The 16,401-nt window shown below is 58.6% G+C and carries 12 protein-coding genes; 7 read left to right on the forward strand and 5 right to left on the reverse strand.

Translation table 11 applies throughout. From position 1 onward, the window contains the following. Positions 1 to 55: 55 nt before the first annotated feature. From gatA to AC0V6Q_RS00435, 6 genes are all read left to right on the forward strand, one after another. Positions 56 to 1,540: an Asp-tRNA(Asn)/Glu-tRNA(Gln) amidotransferase subunit GatA gene (gene gatA / locus AC0V6Q_RS00410; protein ID WP_486166472.1), complete on the forward strand. Its 1,485-nt coding sequence runs from the start codon at positions 56 to 58 to the stop codon at positions 1,538 to 1,540. Then, positions 1,537 to 1,911: a hypothetical protein gene (locus AC0V6Q_RS00415; RefSeq protein WP_486166473.1), complete on the forward strand. Its 375-nt coding sequence runs from the start codon at positions 1,537 to 1,539 to the stop codon at positions 1,909 to 1,911. Before gatA ends, AC0V6Q_RS00415 begins: the two co-directional genes overlap by 4 nt. Continuing rightward, positions 1,908 to 3,080 carry an acyltransferase family protein gene (locus tag AC0V6Q_RS00420; protein ID WP_486166474.1) on the forward strand — a complete coding sequence of 391 codons (1,173 nt, stop codon included), beginning with the start codon at positions 1,908 to 1,910 and terminating at the stop codon, positions 3,078 to 3,080. The genes AC0V6Q_RS00415 and AC0V6Q_RS00420 overlap by 4 nt, the downstream gene beginning before the upstream one ends. Beyond that, complete coding sequence (locus tag AC0V6Q_RS00425; protein ID WP_486166475.1) at positions 3,077 to 3,301, forward strand: hypothetical protein; 225 nt, start codon at positions 3,077 to 3,079, stop codon at positions 3,299 to 3,301. The genes AC0V6Q_RS00420 and AC0V6Q_RS00425 overlap by 4 nt, the downstream gene beginning before the upstream one ends. Beyond that, positions 3,294 to 4,793, forward strand: a complete 1,500-nt coding sequence (gatB, locus tag AC0V6Q_RS00430; protein WP_486166476.1) for an Asp-tRNA(Asn)/Glu-tRNA(Gln) amidotransferase subunit GatB — start codon at positions 3,294 to 3,296, stop codon at positions 4,791 to 4,793. Before AC0V6Q_RS00425 ends, gatB begins: the two co-directional genes overlap by 8 nt. Before the next feature lie 72 nt (positions 4,794 to 4,865). Further along, entirely contained in the window at positions 4,866 to 5,780 is a 915-nt protein-coding gene (locus AC0V6Q_RS00435; protein WP_486166477.1) for an esterase-like activity of phytase family protein, read from the forward strand. A gap of 24 nt (positions 5,781 to 5,804) precedes the next feature. Here the strand turns inward: AC0V6Q_RS00435 and AC0V6Q_RS00440 are convergent, their stop codons facing one another. From AC0V6Q_RS00440 to AC0V6Q_RS00460, 5 genes are all read right to left on the reverse strand, one after another. After that, positions 5,805 to 7,334 carry a methyl-accepting chemotaxis protein gene (locus AC0V6Q_RS00440; RefSeq protein WP_486166478.1) on the reverse strand — a complete coding sequence of 510 codons (1,530 nt, stop codon included), beginning with the start codon at positions 7,332 to 7,334 and terminating at the stop codon, positions 5,805 to 5,807. After that, entirely contained in the window at positions 7,331 to 7,651 is a 321-nt protein-coding gene (locus tag AC0V6Q_RS00445; protein WP_486166479.1) for a hypothetical protein, read from the reverse strand. The genes AC0V6Q_RS00440 and AC0V6Q_RS00445 overlap by 4 nt, the downstream gene beginning before the upstream one ends. Positions 7,652 to 7,788: 137 nt before the next feature. Continuing rightward, complete coding sequence (locus AC0V6Q_RS00450; protein ID WP_486166480.1) at positions 7,789 to 8,088, reverse strand: hypothetical protein; 300 nt, start codon at positions 8,086 to 8,088, stop codon at positions 7,789 to 7,791. Between the two features lie 295 nt (positions 8,089 to 8,383). After that, complete coding sequence (locus tag AC0V6Q_RS00455; protein WP_486166481.1) at positions 8,384 to 11,248, reverse strand: M16 family metallopeptidase; 2,865 nt, start codon at positions 11,246 to 11,248, stop codon at positions 8,384 to 8,386. Between the two features lie 121 nt (positions 11,249 to 11,369). Next, positions 11,370 to 13,583, reverse strand: a complete 2,214-nt coding sequence (locus AC0V6Q_RS00460) for a penicillin acylase family protein (protein WP_486166482.1) — start codon at positions 13,581 to 13,583, stop codon at positions 11,370 to 11,372. Positions 13,584 to 13,800: 217 nt separating this feature from the next. On the opposite strand from AC0V6Q_RS00460, the gene clpB reads away from it, so the two are divergent. After that, on the forward strand, positions 13,801 to 16,380 hold the full coding sequence (gene clpB / locus AC0V6Q_RS00465; RefSeq protein WP_486166483.1) for an ATP-dependent chaperone ClpB: 2,580 nt from the start codon (positions 13,801 to 13,803) through the stop codon (positions 16,378 to 16,380). Positions 16,381 to 16,401: the final 21 nt, after the last annotated feature.

Raw genomic sequence — 16,401 nt, forward strand, 5'->3', positions numbered from 1 at the left:
CGCCCGTAGCTTTGCATGACCAGGCACGGGCAGTCTCAGGACGAACGGAATTACTGTGAGCGAAGACCTTACCAACTTAGGCGTAAAAGCAATCCGGGACGGCGTTGCTGCCGGCGATTTCACCGCGCGTGAAGTTGCAGAGCAGTTCAACGCGGCTGTTGCGGATGCGGCCGCTCTCAACGCCTTTATCGTGGCAACCCCCGAAGCGGCGCTCGACGCGGCGGACAAGACCGACGCCAAGCGCGCGGCGGGCGAGGATTTGGGCGCCATGGGCGGCGTGCCGATTGGCATGAAAGACCTGTTTGCAACCCACGACGTGCAGACCACGGCAGCCAGCCACATCCTCGAAGGGTTCAAGCCCCAGTATGAAAGCACCGTTTCGCAGAACCTGTGGAATGCGGGCGCAGGGATGCTAGGCAAACTCAACCTTGACCAGTTTGCGATGGGTTCCTCGAACGAAACGTCGTATTTCGGCAATGTAAGCTCGCCTTGGCGTAAAGAGGGCAGAAATGCCGCGATGTCGCCGGGTGGCTCTTCGGGTGGATCGTCTTCAGCTGTGGCCGCGCGCATTGCGCCAGCGGCAACCGGCACTGACACCGGCGGCTCCATCCGTCAGCCTGCCGCCTTCACCGGCATTTGCGGGATCAAGCCAACCTATGGCCGCTGCTCACGCTGGGGCGTGGTGGCATTTGCAAGCTCGCTAGACCAGGCAGGACCCATGGCGCGCTCGGTCGAAGACTGCGCGATTATGCTGGGCGCGATGGCAGGGTTCGATCCGAAGGATGCGACCAGTCTCCAGATGGACGTCCCCGATTGGGAAGCGGCCCTGTCGTCTGACCTAAGCGGCAAGAAAGTCGGCATTCCGACCGAATACCGCATGGAAGGCACCGATCAGGCGATCATGGATTCATGGGAGCAGGGCAAGGCGTGGCTGAAAGATGCAGGCGCCGAGATAGTCGATATCTCGCTACCCCACACGAAATACGCGCTTCCCGCCTATTACATCATCGCGCCTGCTGAGGCGTCTTCGAACCTCGCTCGCTATGACGGCGTGCGGTATGGTCTGCGCGATCTGCCCGAGGGGGCAGGCTTGCAGGATATGTATGCGCAAACCCGCGCGGCGGGCTTTGGCGATGAGGTGAAGCGGCGCATTCTCATCGGCACCTATGTGCTCTCGGCTGGCTTCTACGATGCCTATTACAATCAGGCGCAAAAAGTCCGCGCGCTGGTGTCTCAGGATTATGAGAAGGCCTGGGCGAAATGCGACCTTATCCTTGCGCCCACAACGCCGACAGCGAGCTTCCCCTTGGGCAGCCTCAATGACGATCCGCTGACGATGTATCTGAACGACGTGTTTGCGGTGCCCGCCTCGCTTGCGGGCTTGCCAGCCATGAGCGTTCCGGCTGGCCTCAATCCCGACGGCTTGCCGCTGGGCCTGCAACTGGTGGGCAAGGCGTTTGACGAGCAAACCGTTCTGAACGCTGGTCTTGCCATTCAAGAGCGCGCCGGCTTTACCCACGCACCGGAGCGTTGGTGGTGACCCCGTTCGAGACGGCCATAATCATTGTCCTTGCCGTGGGTTTTGTGATCCCGGCCTGGCTGCTTGCGCTGTCGTTGCGCGACCGTGCCAAGGCGATGCGGGTGGAAGAGCCGAACAAGCGCTACTTCGCTTACGCCGCGCTTCTGCAATCACTTCACGCGCAGCTTGATCCCAAGTCGCAGACCGTGCGCAACGGTCCGCTCTTCGCCGCCACCGTGCGCGAGCTAGCGAATTATCCCGAATACCGCTCGTTCAGCGTGCTGTTCCTCGAAGAGATAACCATTACCGGTACCCGCAAGTTCGACAATGTCGTGCGTGCCGAATTGAAAGCGGTGGAAGCGCAGCTTCTCGACATCAAGGAACCCGCATGAGCGCTGGCTCCGCCACGCACTCAGCTCCGGCCTCTCCGGCAATAGACGGTATGCGCTTCGATGTGCTCGATGCGCTTCGCGGAGTGTGTGCGGTGATCGTGGTCCTTTACCATTTTCAGTCGAGCGGGCTGATTTCCAACTTCATGCTGGTTCGCAACGGTTGGCTGTTTGTTGACTATTTCTTCGTGCTCTCCGGCTTTGTGATCGCCCATTCTTACGGCGTCCGGCTTGGTGAACGAGCGGTCTCGGTTGGCCGCTTTATGGCGCTTCGGATGGGCCGGATTTTTCCGCTGCATATCGCGGTTCTGCTCGGCATTATCGCACTTGAGCTCTTGCTCGTATTTGGCGGCGATACCATTGCGCGCTACGTCTCACGCGAACCCTTTACTGGATCACGCGATCTGGGCGCTTTGGTGCAAAACATCTTCCTGTTACAAAGCTTTGGCATTCCGGGCGGTTCAGGCTGGAATACGCCTGCGTGGAGCATTGCCGCAGAGATGTGGACCTACCTGCTGTTCGCGCTCGTTTTCCTCGTGCGGGGGAGGGCGATGCTGGTTGTCACAGGGCTTCTTGCCGTCATCGGCCTTGCGTTCTGCGTATCCACCAATGACGATCTGCACATCACCTTTAACGGCGGATTCTTGCGCTGTGTCTTCGGGTTTGCCTGTGGTGTTCTCACCTACCACGCATACCGCCGCTTTGGCGGGCTTGGCGGCACACCTTGGGAGATCGCGCTCTTGGTGGGCACCGTGATCTATGTCTGCTTTGCCGAAGGTGCGCTGACATTTGTTGCGCCACTCGTCTTCTCGGCGATGATCTTCGTCCTTGCCAGCCAGCGCGGCGTGGTCAGCCGGGTGCTGGAGATGGCTCCGTTCCAAATGCTCGGGCTGTTCAGTTACTCGATCTACATGATCCATAACTTTGCTCATGCTCGTTTGTCAGAAGTCCTGCAGGTCACCGGCATTGTGGAGGTCAGCGTCAATGATGCGGGTGTCACACGGCTTGAGGCGTCGCCATTGGTAAGCGACCTTCTGACGCTGGCGATGCTGGCGATCTTGATCTTCGGCTCGTGGCTCAGCTACTCGTTGATCGAAAAGCCCGGACGCAATCTGTCGCGGCGCATGTTTGCAACGCCCAGGACCGCCCCCACATTGGAGGCTGCGCAATGACCTTCACCGCGATCTTTATAATGATTTTCCTCATCGCCTTTGCCCTTATCGGCGGGGTGGTGATGTTCCTGTCCAAGACGATCGACCACGGCGAGGCGCGCTTTGGACCGGATGGGAAAATGATTTCGGGTGAGACCCAAACCACCCTAGACCAGGGCCAAGCGCGCCCTGCACAACGTATCGAACAAGACGAACCAGATAAGGCAAGTGGCAATGAGTGACTACCGCATCCAAGGCGCAACCGGTGAATGGGAGGTCGTGATCGGCCTTGAAGTCCACGCGCAGGTGACTTCCAAGTCCAAGCTGTTTTCAGGCGCTAACACCGAATTCGGGGCAGAGCCCAATTCCCAGGTGTCTCTGGTCGATGCGGCCATGCCCGGAATGTTGCCCGTGCCCAACCGCGAATGCATCCGTCAGGCGGTGCGCACCGGCATGGCCATTGACGCGCAGATCAACGCGTGGAGCCGGTTCGACCGCAAGAATTACTTCTATGCCGATTTGCCGCAAGGCTATCAGATCAGCCAGCTCTATCACCCCATCGTGGGCGAGGGGCAGCTTTTGATCGAGGCGGACGAAAAACACGGCATTCCCGAAGACAAGGTGATCGGGATCGAGCGCATTCACGTCGAACAGGACGCGGGCAAGCTGATGCACGATCAGCACCCGACCATGTCCTATGTCGACCTCAACCGTTCGGGCGTTGCCTTGATGGAGATCGTCTCACGCCCCGATATGCAATCACCGGCAGAGGCGGGCGCGTATGTGCGCAAATTGCGCTCTATCCTGCGCTACGTCGGCTCTTGCGATGGCAATATGGAAGAAGGCTCCATGCGCGCCGACGTCAATGTGTCGGTGCGCAAAGTTGGTGATACTGAACTTGGCACACGGACCGAGACAAAGAATGTGAACTCTGTGCGCTTCGTCATGCAAGTGATTGAATATGAAGCGAACCGTCAGGTTGATGTGCTGGAAAGCGGAGGCACGGTGGATCAGGAAACGCGCCTGTTCGACGTCGCCACTGGCACCACGCGCACCATGCGTTCAAAAGAAGACGCGCATGATTACCGCTACTTCCCCGATCCCGATTTGCTTCCCGTGGTGCTGGAGGATGACTTCCTCGAGGAATGCCGCGCTAGCCTTCCCGAACTGCCCGATGCCAAGCGGGTGCGCTATGAAACCGAGCTGGGCCTGACGCCGTACAATGCGCGTGAGCTGACCCATGAGGTTGAGACCTTTGCGCGGTTTGAAACGCTGCTCACCGCCGCTGCGAGCGCTCTCGGAAAGCCCGAAGCAAAAGTCGCGACACAAGTTGCCAACTGGGCGCTGTCAGTGGCGCCCGGCGTGATCAAATCGCTGGGTGACGAGGCCGATGCCTCCCACGCTACCGCTGAACGCCAGGCCGCAATTCTTGCGATGCAGGACAAGGGCGAGATCAGCGGTTCGCAAGCCAAGGAAATCTTCGAGATCGTGCTTCGGCAGGGCCGCGAGCCCGATGAAATCGCCGATACCGAGGGCCTTAAGCAGGTCTCCGACACAGGCGCGATCGAGGCGGCCATCGACGACATCTTGGCGAACAACCAAGACAAGGTCGAGCAATACAAAGGCGGCAAAGACAAGCTCTTTGGCTTCTTTGTGGGCCAAACCATGAAAGCGATGCAGGGCAAAGCGAACCCGGCGGTTGTGAACCAGATCCTCAAGGATAAGCTTGCTTAAGCCATGCTCTTGAGGCTCGCTTTATGGGGTCCGCTCCTCTTGGCGGCCCTGATGGCGGGCGGGTACATTTACATGCACGATCCCTTCGCGCGCGACGGGACACAGCTGTTGCAGGTGCCTCTGTCTGAGGAAGACCCTTCGCTCGATAGGGTGGGGGACCTCAAATATCTTGGCGGCCTCGACATCCCGCGCATGGGTCAGAATATCGGCGGGCTCTCCGGGCTTCGCTGGGATGCGCAAAGCGGGCGCTTGCTTGCGATCACCGATGATGCGCGCTGGGTCTGGATTACGCCTGACGAACGCGAGGATCAGCTCACCGGGATCACCGATATCAAGAGCGGGCCGCTTCTTGGGGAGGACGGCGAGACGCTTTCGGGCAAGGCAAAGGGTGACAGCGAAAGCCTGACCTCGGTCGTGGATCAAGGCTGGGCGGTTGGTTTTGAACGCGATCATCGAATTCTGGTCTATCAAGAGCTCGATCAGGAGCCCCAGCGGCTTGACGTGGATGTGGTCGATTTGTTGGGACCGCTCGAAGAGAACATGGGCCTTGAGGCTTTCGCTATCAGCGCTGCGACACAGCTTTCCTGCGCCGAAAAAGAGGCATCGCCCGACCGTCCCAATTGCATGGTCAGTTTCGATGGCGGCGAGCTTCAGCCTCTGAATGCAAATCCGCCTGAGAAAGTGCGCAGACTTGGCGCAGTGCCGACCGATGCCGATACACTCAGCGACGGGACGGCTCTCATTCTTTTCCGTTCTTACGACCCTGCCAATGGCAATTCTGCGGCGATCGTGTCCTATTCTCCAGATGGTGCGCGGCGCGAGCTTCTTGTGATTATGCCCCCACTTTCTGTCGACAATTTCGAAGGCCTAGCCGTGCGCGAGGAAGAGGGCCGCACCTTCCTCTACATCGTGAGCGATGACAATTTCTCGGGCTCGCAGCGCACTTTGCTGATGAAGTTTGAAATGCTCGCCGAACCCGCGAACTGACGCAGCCCGGTTTGCGGCCCCCGGTTACGCAGCAGAACGTAGGTCCTCCTCACCGCGCGTTTGCCCCTGACTTGAAACGAAGCGGGAAACCGTCTCGCGCATCGTGTCCGCATGCGAGTTGAGCTGATGCATCGCGGCATTGCTTTCTTCCACCATCGCTGCGTTTTGCTGCATGCTCTGGTTCAGATCATTGATCGTTGCACTGACATCGCCAAATTGATCCGCGCTGTCCGACGCCCGCTGGGAGATTTCGGAGACATTTGCGTCCACCGCACCGAATTCCTCGAGGATCGTGCTCAGGATCCCGCTCATATTCTCGACAAGGACCGTGCCTTCATCGACATCGTGGACGGATTGTTCGACCAATTCCTTGATCGAAGTTGCGGATTCCGTGGCGCGCTGGGCCAGAACGCGGACCTCGTGTGCGACGACGGAGAAGCCTTTTCCGCTTTCGCCTGCGCGCGCGGCCTCTACGCCGGCGTTGAGTGCGAGCAAGTTTGTCTGGAAGGCGATGCCGTCAATCAGGTCGATAATATCGCGGATCTGACTGGCCGAATTCTTGATCCGGTTCATCGCATCCGATGCGGTGACGATCATGTCCTTTCCGCTGTCTGCTTTGCCTTTGACCGCGATAGTCACTTCGTTGGTCTGTTCACACAGCCTCGCGGTGCTGCCAAGCTCGTTTGTCAGCTTGGATGAAAGGTTGGACACCTCTTCCAGCATGTCCGAATCGCGCGCTGTTCTGATGCCCAGATCTTCGGACGCAGCGCGCATCTCGCCTGCTCCCTCCACGACGCTATCAGCGGTCAGACTGACGCTCCCGAATATGCTTTGCAACTGTTCGCACGTATCATTGACGGCAAAGCGCAAGGGTTCGTATTTCGCAGGAAATTTCTCCTCGATCCGTGAATAGGTGTCTCCTGAAGACAGCGCTGAAAGACGCGTGCTGAGGTGATGCAGGACGAGTTGTTGCTCCTCGTTGATCCGCCGCTTGTCCGCAGCAGCAGCCTCTTCCAGTTTCTCGCGCTCCGACCGTTCCTCCCCCTGGCGTTTGATCATGGTTTCAAGCTGGAGGCACAGAAACATCAGGGCGGCGCTTTCGCACAGGAGGATCACAGCGTGAAGCAGAACACGGGCGAGGTCCGAACCGTCGGGAAAGACGTAGAGCGGGGCTGCAAAGTTCAGCAAAAGGTGATGCGCGGCCGTGACCAGGGTGGCCGCCAGAATGGGGCGCCAGTCCGCCAGCACAGCAAGGGCCGCCAGCAGCGCAAAGAAGGTCATATGCATGTCGATGGTCCAGCCGGTGTCCCGGCTAAGGGCGACAAAAAGGGCGGCATAAACCGGTGTCGCAAGGCCCACAATGATACGGGCAGTCGCGTCGCTTCGTTTGAGGATGGCGAAGGCCAGGGGCGCAATTGTAATCACAGCGCCCAAAAGTCCGAAGACGATTTGCCCGGTCGCTAAAGACCAGACGACAATGATGCAGCCCAGAACACAGCCGATACCGGCTAGTGATTGGACGCCACGCAGGCGGATGGAATCAAGCTCGTTCATGACACGGCCTTTTCGAAGTTTGGATCGGGACGGCACAGATCGGGCTGTGCGGTGACGGGCAGGAAGCCTGCCTTGATGGCGTCGAGCGCGCTGGCTTGCTTGGTCAGGACAACAACGGGCGCTGTTCCGTTTTGCGCAAAGCTGACGAGAGGCAGTCCATGGTCGGCCGACCATGAAAGCGCTCTATTGGGGGATGCGTTTGTCCAGTCGAACAGGACCGCCGCGCTCCCGTTTGAGGGGTACAATGCGGCAAGCGTCAGGCTGGCTACGGTCAGCACGCCTTGAACGGTGATAAGAAGGGCAGTGGCGATGCGCATACAGACCACATAGTTTGATGGTCTGAAGCGGGCCTCAATCGCTGATTATGGCCAATTGCGTAGCCAAGTGAGGCGACAAAAAGCCCGCCCGGGCATCAAAGCTCGGACGGGCTTTTGTACAGCGTAAGCTTGCGGCTTTAGACGCGCGTACCTGTGAGCGGCATTGCGCCGAATGCGCCAGCGTTCACGTTGCCGGTGATGGTGTCGCCATCAACGGTTGCTTCGCAGTCAAGTGTCATTGGCATTGGAACGGTCATGTTCATTTTCCAGCTCAGCGTGTTGCCGGCAATGTCACCGCTTTCGATGTCCATCGAACCCATGCCGCCGGCCATGCTGCCTTTGAATGTGCCATCGCCATTATCGACGATGGTGAGCGTACCGGTTTGGTCGCCCATCGGGCTTTTGACGGTGGTGTTGTAAGTACCTGCTACTGACATCTCGTGTCTCCTTTAGGTGCGCCCGCCACGGGGCGCTTGTTGTGTCTTGAAGCGCGAAGACCGCTTCGGGTCCATTGGCTTGGCGCGAAGTTGTACACGTCGCACAGACGCATTCAATCCCTTACGCAGCGTCAACCGGCGCGAAAAAAGAAGCGGGCGCATAAAAGCGGGCCCAAAAGAAACGGGCCCAAAAGAAACGGGCCCAAAAGAAACGGGCAGGGCCATGATTGACCCTGCCCGCTTTTTTCAAGTTCTCTGCCTCCCATCGCGATTGCGCTGTAAGGCGTGAGGGCGATTAGCCGCCTTGTTGTTCAGCGCCTTCCATCTCGCGCACTTCAACAGGCAGGCCCAGCTGTTCAAGCTGCGGTGCAACCTTCTCAGCATCGCCAACGACAACCCAAAGGAAGTCGTCGACGTTAAGAGCAGTCCGGGCCGCTGCATCGAGGCTGTCCGTGGTCTGCGCTTCATACTTGCCGACCAGCTCTTCGTAGTAATTGTCAGGACGACCGTAGAGTGCGAGCTCCTGCATCGCGCCAAGAACCGCGCGCGAGGTTTCGAACCGGCCCGGCAAAAGCCCGACAGAGTTCGCAACATTGCGGGTAAGCTCTTCCTCGGTCACACCGTTTGTGGTCAGGAATTCCCCGGTTTCGCGGATCATCTCTGCGATGGAATCGCCGGTGCGGTCCGCCTGAACGCCGCCGCCAATGGCATAGACCACTGCGTTCTCACGCGCTTGTGGCCCGCCGCGAATGCCGTAGCTCCAACCCTTCGTCTCGCGAAGGTTCATGTTGAGACGTGCGAGGAAATTGCCGCCAAGCGAGTTGTTGGCGTTCTCAAAGTCCACATAGGCAGGGTCACTTGCATCAAGCGGGGTGATTTGCCCGCCAAAGATAAAGCTCTGCGGCGAGTTTGGACGGTTGATGAGAACAATGCGGCCGCCCTCTGCCTCGGTAGGCATGGTGGAGAAGTCTTTCTCACCCTTGGGCACGGAAGGCGCTTCCCAGTCGCCGAAGGTTTCGTTCAGTTGGGCGACAATGGTGTCGAGCGGCAGGCTGGAGATGACAAACACCTCGCCATTGTCCGGACGGATCCATGTGTCCTTGAACGCCACCAGATCATCGCGGGTGATACCTTCGACGCTCTCGATCGTTTCAACGCCGCCATAGGGGCTTTCCGCTCCAAACAGCTCCACACCGATTGCGCGGCGGGCAATGCCTTGAGGTGAGCGCATTTGCTGGCGAATACCGGTGATGGTCTGAGCCTTTACGCGGGCAAGATCGGTTTCATTGAACGCCGGATTGCGGATGATGTCGCCAAACAGGCTGAGCGATGGCGCAAGGTTGGATGACAGAGCCGAAAGCGTGAAGCTTGATCGGTCATCGCCGCCGCCAGTGCTGATCGTGACACCCAGCTTCTCGCGCTCTTCGGCGATCTGCTGGCTGCTCAGTGTGGCTGTGCCTTCGTCAAACAGGCCAAGGGCAAGCCCTTCTAGGCCGCGCTTGTCGGCGGTGTCCGAGGCGGTGCCTGCATTGAAGGACATCGTCACATAAGTCGCAGGGACCGCGTCACGCTTTGCGTAAGTGACCTGCATACCGTTGGCGAGGGTTGCGCGTTCGAAATCAGGGAAGTCGAGCGACGGGACCGATGCGATCTCTGGCGCAGGGCGCACTTTCGAGACGGTGATTTCATCTTTGTCGCTGTCACGGTCACGCTCTGTTGCAGGAGTGCCTGCGGTCACGCTGGACGCTTCCTGATAGGTTGCATCGCGTTCACCCGGCTCAAGCACGAGAGTGAAAGCAGGTTTGGTCATCCATTCCTGCATCGCCGATTTGATCGTCTCAGGCGTGATCGAGGCGAGCACTTCGAGCTGCTTAACCGCGAAGCCGGGATCGCCCGCGAGCACTTCACCGCGGGCCAGGGCCACAGCCTTACCGCCAAACCCGCCGACCTGTTCAAGGCCGCGAATGGTGCCAGCCAAATTGCTTGTCGCTGCACGCTCGACCTCGGCCTGTGTCGGGCCGGTTTCGATGTACCAGTCGACAAGTTGTTTAAGCCGCGCTTCGAGCTGGGCTGCATCGACACCGTCTTTCAGAGTCGCGCTCACATTGATGAGACCAACGCGCTGGAAGTCGAAGTTGCCTGCTGAAACGCTCACCGCCAGCTGTTCATCGCGAACAAGGATTTGGTCAAGACGGCTTGAGAGCAGACCGCCGAGGATTTGCGTGCCCATGTTGAGCGCCGCCAAGTCTTCCGACGTAATGCCAGGTGCGGGCCAATACATGCTGATCGAGGTTGCCGCGACCTGGTCACGCATGACCTTGCGCACCGGCTCTTCGAGAGTCGGAATTTCAGCGGCTGCCGGTGTGTTGACGGGACCACGTGCAATTGGGCCAAACCACTTCTCAACCAGCGGGCGCGCTTCATCGGCGGAAATATCGCCAGCCAGCACGAGGGTTGCGTTGTTGGGGCCGTATTTGTCGCGGAACCAGTTCTTCACATCGTCGAGCGTTGCCGCTTCGATGTCTTCCATCGAACCGATGACAGAGTGCTGGTAAGGGTGGCCATCAGGGAAGATGGTTTCGAGAATTTCATAGAATACAAGTCCGCCGGGACGGTTGTCGCCTTGGCGTTTCTCGTTTTGGACAACGCCGATCTGGTTGTCGAGTTTCCCTTGTGTGACCGCGCCAAGCAGATAGCCCATGCGGTCGCTTTCCAGCCACAACGCGCGTTCGAGCGCGGGGCGAGGGACCGTTTGGAAGTAATTGGTGCGGTCGAAATTGGTGGTGCCGTTGTAATCGGTCGCGCCCATTTCCTGAAGGTATTGGAAATAGTCGTTTGGCGCGTTCTCCGAACCGTTGAACATCAAGTGTTCAAACAGGTGGGCAAAGCCGGTGAGGCCCTTTGGCTCGTCCTTGGAGCCGACATTGTACCAAACGGCAACGCCAACGATCGGCGCTTTGCGGTCTTCGTGAACGACGACGGTAAGGCCGTTTTCAAGCTCGAATTTCTCGTAAGGAACCTGCACCTGCGCAACCAGTTCCTGCAGGTCATTGGCAGGCGTTGCAGCCGAGGCGTGGTCATCGGCAAGAGCCGGTGTGAGCGGTGTTGCAATAGCAACGCTTAGCGCAGCAAGACTTGCTGCGGCGTGACGGATTTTCATGTTTTCAGTCCCTTCATACTCTCAGTGCTTTTCACTCTGGGCTTGTCTCAAAGCCAAGGGGGTAGCCGCCTGAACCAAGGCCAAATTGCGCTGTACAATTCGAGCTGTACAATTCGCGCTTCTATTTGGCGTTGGTGACTACCTTGGAGCTTGTTGCATTAGCTCGTACGTCCTCTTCAAAGAAGTGTACAGGCTTCAATTTGTGATCGACATAGAGTTGCATTTGATCGGTGAAATGCTTGGAATCGGGCCGTGTGGTGGCTGAGCCAAAGGGCTGGATCGAGCGCGAGGTCACCTTTCCCCCATCGGTTGGCCATTCGACCCATTGGATAAAGCTGTCCCCGTGGACGAGGCTGAGCCGTCCGTCATCGTCCACGCGCCATGTGGTCGAAGCGCGCAATGTGTCCGAACCGCCATCAAGCGGCAGGTCCACATCGCCTTGCCGAAGGCGCAAAAGCTCGCTCATCGGCGGATCAATGCGCCCGAAATGCTCCATCAGATGGTCGACCGCCGTTTGGAGATGCTCTCCGATATCGGGATAAGAGCCCTTGTTCTGATATTCGGCAGACATGAAATCACGGATCATCAGGAGCGCCAGAGCATCCGCGGGCCCTTCGTTGTCGGCTGTAAAATCCCAGGCAAGAAGCAGGTCGCGCGCTTCGCCAAGCTTCCCGTCTGCCTCAAGGCCCTCCAATTGCTCGTACATGTAAGCCAGATAGCCGCGCCGTTCGTAAGCGGTGTCGTATTTGATTGCCTCTAGGGTATCCCGGTCAAGCGTCGCGGCTTCGCTCATCAGCTTGTAGGCACGCCACGAGCGGTTCGTCTGCTTGCGCTCGATGCCGAGCACGGGGGAGAAATCATCGGGCGACAAATCGCTGCCTTCGCCCGCTGCGGTGAAGGGCTCGTTGTTCGAATTGTAGACCCAGCCACTTTGTGGATTGATGACCATTGGCATATCGTCAAAGTCCACCGTCCCTTCCCAGATCAGGTCCGAGCGGGTTCCATCAAGCACCCCGCGCCAATTGGCCGGCGTCTCTTCAAGCGAGGGCCTGTCGGGGAATGCGGCATTGTAAATATAGCCGACATTGCCTTGCCTGTCGGCGTATACAACGTTGAAGTTCGTGATGTGCACCCGGCGATAGATGTCGAGCCATTGCTCCATCGTCTCTGCCTTGCCTAGGCGGTAGAATGCATCCATCTGGGCAACGCTTTCCATCAGGCTGAAACGGATCGCGAACCATCCGTTGTCGTTCCGGATCACCGGCCCGTGTTCGCTGCGATAGACCGTTTGCATAACCGGAAGTGTGACCGGGCCAAGCTTAACCGGAAGGAGCACATTCTCGACTTCCAGATCGCGCCATTCACCGTCCACGCGGTAACGGCCATCTTCCACTTCCAGCTCGTAAACGTCGATCAGGTCCGGCCGGTTGACCGTGTAGGTCCAGCCGAGGTCCTTGTTATGCCCCATGACGGGGAAGGGCACGCCTGGAAATGTGGGACCGGTCATGTGCCAGCCTTCGCCCGATTGGACGCCCAATTCATACCACGCGACCCCGCCACGAAGCGGTTGGTGTGAGTTGGAGATGAGCGTTGTCGGGCCGCCTGTCTTCGCAGGAGCCACCGCCCATGCATTCGAGCCAAGGTGATCGGCTTCTTCGCCAAAGGGCAAAACCATGGGGCGATCAGGGTCCGAATGGTGGGCTGTGTCTTCGCTCACCGGCTCAATCTGGTCGTCGCGCGGAAAGCCGGGAATGTCGGGGCCAAATTCACGGCGCAGCGGCTCGCCCGAGGCAAGCTGTCCGACAACATTGCCCAGTCCGAAGAAAAGCGGCTGGCGCAGCACAAATCCGGCGGCAACATCGCTGCCGTTCACCGGAAACAAATTGGCGAGCTTGAGCTCGGAAGGGTTGTCTTGCGCATACTGGTTCAGGCCAGCTGCATAGGCATCATAAAGCGCACGCGTTTCAGCGGGGAGAGTGGGGTACTGCTCTTCTGCAATCTCGGCGGCGTCCAGCAGGTGGTACAGGAAATCGACCTGCGCGCCGGCCTCGCCCGCGATGGCGCCATACCGCCCTTTGGACATGGCAATCACATCTTGAATGGTGAAGAAATCGTCTTGTGCATGTGCGATCGCAACGCCGAATGCGACATCGGCATCAGTATCGCCGTAGATCATCGGCACGCCGTATTCGCTGCGCACAATTTCTGCGGAGTATTCGCGGTATTCGGGCGCTGCGCTTTGGCGCGCCATGAATGGCTCCCATGTCGCGAGAAAGACGAAAGTCACCAGCAACAGGCCGGAAAGACCTATTGCGCCGCGCTTGATCCATTTCATTAAAGCACTTTCCCCGTAATCATCATGCAGGACAATTGCGCCCTCTTTGATCAAGGTCAAGCGGCGCGCGAAACGGGTGGGTTATAGGGGCTTGCAATGCGCGATTTTGTCACCCACCTACTCAAGTAACACACCTATCGCAGAAAAATTGCCCAAGGGTCTTGTGTGGCAATATTGCAACACTACATTGAGCGGGCAATCACATGAGGGAACAGGCATGAATCTCGACAAGTTCACCGACCGCGCCAAGGGCTTTCTTCAGTCTGCGCAAACGGTTGCGATCCGCATGAACCATCAGCGGATCACGCCGCTGCACTTGTTAAAGGCGCTCCTCGAAGACGAGGAAGGCATGGCAGCAGGGCTGATCCAGCGTGCGGGCGGTGAGGCTGGCCTTGCCGTTAGCGCGGTTGATCTGGGACTTTCCAAGATTCCCGCCGTTACCGGCAGCGGCGCGCAATCGACGCCTGGCCTGGACAATGACACCGTTCGCTTGCTCGACAGTGCCGAGCAACTGGCTGAAAAGGCGGGTGACAGCTACGTCACAGTTGAGCGCTTGCTCACCGCGCTGGCGCTGGCCCCTGATGCCACCCGCGACGCGATGAAGGCGGCAAGTGTCACTCCGCAAAGCCTCAACGCAGCGATTGAAGACCTTCGCGGCGGCAAGAAAGCCGACAGCGCCACCGCCGAGAGCACTTACGATGCGATGGAGAAATTTGCCCGCGACCTGACCAAGGCGGCGCGTGATGGTAAGCTTGATCCGGTTATCGGGCGCGACGAGGAAATCCGCCGCACGATCCAGATTTTGGCAAGGCGTACCAAGAACAACCCGGCGATCATCGGGGAGCCTGGCACAGGTAAGACCGCGATTGCGGAAGGCTTGGCGCTGCGGATCGCCAATGGCGATGTGCCGGACAGCCTGAAGGGCCGCACCTTGATGAGCCTTGATATGGGCGCTCTTATTGCGGGCGCGAAATATCGCGGCGAGTTTGAGGAGCGCTTGAAGTCGATCCTTGACGAAGTACGCCATGCAGACGGCAATATCATCCTGTTCATTGACGAGATGCACACGCTGATCGGGGCAGGGGCGAGCGAAGGCTCGATGGATGCCTCGAACTTGCTGAAACCTGCTTTGTCGCGCGGGGAACTGCACTGTATCGGCGCAACGACGCTCGACGAGTATCAGAAGTATGTCGAGAAGGACCCCGCGCTCCAACGCCGGTTCCAGCCCGTCTATATCGAAGAGCCCACGGTCGAAGACACAGTCTCGATTCTGCGCGGGATCAAGGACAAGTACGAGCTGCACCACGGCGTGCGCATCACCGACGCTGCCATTGTTGCTTCGGCGAAACTGTCCGACCGATATATCCAGAACCGCTTTCTCCCCGACAAAGCCATCGACCTTATGGACGAAGCCGCCTCGCGCATCCGCATGGAGGTGGAGTCCAAGCCTGAGGAAATCGAGACACTTGATCGGCGGATTATCCAGCTGAAAATCGAAGAAAGCGCGCTCGCCAAAGAGGATGACAACGCCTCCAAGGAGCGGCTCGAAAACCTGCTGAAAGAGCTTGCAGAACTTGAGCAGGAGTTGTCCGAACTCACCACACGCTGGCAGAACGAGCGCGACAAGATCGAAGCCGAGGGCAAGATTAAAGAGGAACTGGATGCAGCGCGTCTGGAACTCGAACAAGCCCAGCGCTCGGGCGACCTCGCCAAGGCGGGTGAGCTTTCCTATGGTACAATCCCCGCGCTTGAGAAGAAGCTCGCTGAGGCGGAAGACCTCACCGAAAACGCTCTTCTGCGCGAGGAAGTGACCGAGGAGGACATTGCCTCTGTCGTCAGCCGCTGGACCGGCATTCCGATCGACAAGATGATGGAAGGCGAGCGTGAGAAGCTGCTCGAGATGGAGGCCATTCTCGGCAAACGCGTCATTGGTCAGACTCAGGCTATCGAGTCTGTTTCAAAGGCGGTCCGCCGCGCGCGGGCTGGCTTGCAGGATCCGGGGCGTCCGATGGGCAGCTTCTTGTTCCTTGGCCCGACCGGCGTTGGTAAAACCGAGCTCACCAAAGCGCTCGCTGAATTCCTGTTTGACGATGATCAGGCAATGGTCCGCATCGATATGTCGGAATTTATGGAGAAGCATTCGGTTGCCCGCATGATCGGCGCGCCTCCGGGCTATGTCGGCTATGACGAGGGCGGGGTGCTCACCGAGGCGGTGCGCAGGCGACCTTATCAGGTCGTGCTGTTCGACGAGGTTGAAAAAGCGCACTCCGATGTGTTCAACGTGCTCCTGCAGGTGCTCGATGACGGGCATCTGACCGATGGGCAGGGGCGCAAGGTCGATTTCTCGAACACGCTGATCATTCTGACCTCCAACCTTGGCTCACAACATCTCGCGAACCTTCCCGATGACGGGAAAGTTGCCGATGTCGAGGAGAAGGTGATGGATGTGGTGCGCGGTCACTTCCGCCCTGAGTTCATCAACCGTCTGGATGAGATCATCCTGTTCCACCGTCTGGCGATGGAACACATGGCGCCGATTGTCGAAATCCAGGTCAAGCGCGTGCAAAAGCTGCTCAATGATCGCAAGATCATGCTCGATCTGACCGATGCAGCGCTGCGCTGGCTTGGCCGGGTGGGCTATGACCCTGTTTATGGCGCAAGGCCGCTCAAACGTGCGGTTCAGCGCTATTTACAGGATCCGCTGGCCGAGATGTTGATCGAAGGCAAGGTCTCTGACGGTGTTACGGTCAAGGTTGATGAAGGTGATGGCGAGCTGAAGATGGAAGTCGTCTCTTAAGTCCGACCTCCAGCAAAGGGC

Source organism: Erythrobacter sp. S227 (assembly GCF_057364925.1).

What these genes read in the sequence shown, in the direction of transcription:
- AC0V6Q_RS00420 (WP_486166474.1), top strand. Translation starts at nt 1,908, where the DNA reads ATGAGCGCTGGCTCCGCCACGCACTCAGCTCCGGCCTCTCCGGCAATA.
- AC0V6Q_RS00425 (WP_486166475.1), top strand. Translation starts at nt 3,077, where the DNA reads ATGACCTTCACCGCGATCTTTATAATGATTTTCCTCATCGCCTTTGCC.
- gatB (WP_486166476.1), top strand. Translation starts at nt 3,294, where the DNA reads ATGAGTGACTACCGCATCCAAGGCGCAACCGGTGAATGGGAGGTCGTG.
- AC0V6Q_RS00435 (WP_486166477.1), top strand. Translation starts at nt 4,866, where the DNA reads ATGCACGATCCCTTCGCGCGCGACGGGACACAGCTGTTGCAGGTGCCT.
- AC0V6Q_RS00440 (WP_486166478.1), bottom strand. Translation starts at nt 7,334, where the DNA reads ATGAACGAGCTTGATTCCATCCGCCTGCGTGGCGTCCAATCACTAGCC.
- AC0V6Q_RS00445 (WP_486166479.1), bottom strand. Translation starts at nt 7,651, where the DNA reads ATGCGCATCGCCACTGCCCTTCTTATCACCGTTCAAGGCGTGCTGACC.
- AC0V6Q_RS00450 (WP_486166480.1), bottom strand. Translation starts at nt 8,088, where the DNA reads ATGTCAGTAGCAGGTACTTACAACACCACCGTCAAAAGCCCGATGGGC.
- AC0V6Q_RS00455 (WP_486166481.1), bottom strand. Translation starts at nt 11,248, where the DNA reads ATGAAAATCCGTCACGCCGCAGCAAGTCTTGCTGCGCTAAGCGTTGCT.
- AC0V6Q_RS00460 (WP_486166482.1), bottom strand. Translation starts at nt 13,583, where the DNA reads ATGAAATGGATCAAGCGCGGCGCAATAGGTCTTTCCGGCCTGTTGCTG.
- clpB (WP_486166483.1), top strand. Translation starts at nt 13,801, where the DNA reads ATGAATCTCGACAAGTTCACCGACCGCGCCAAGGGCTTTCTTCAGTCT.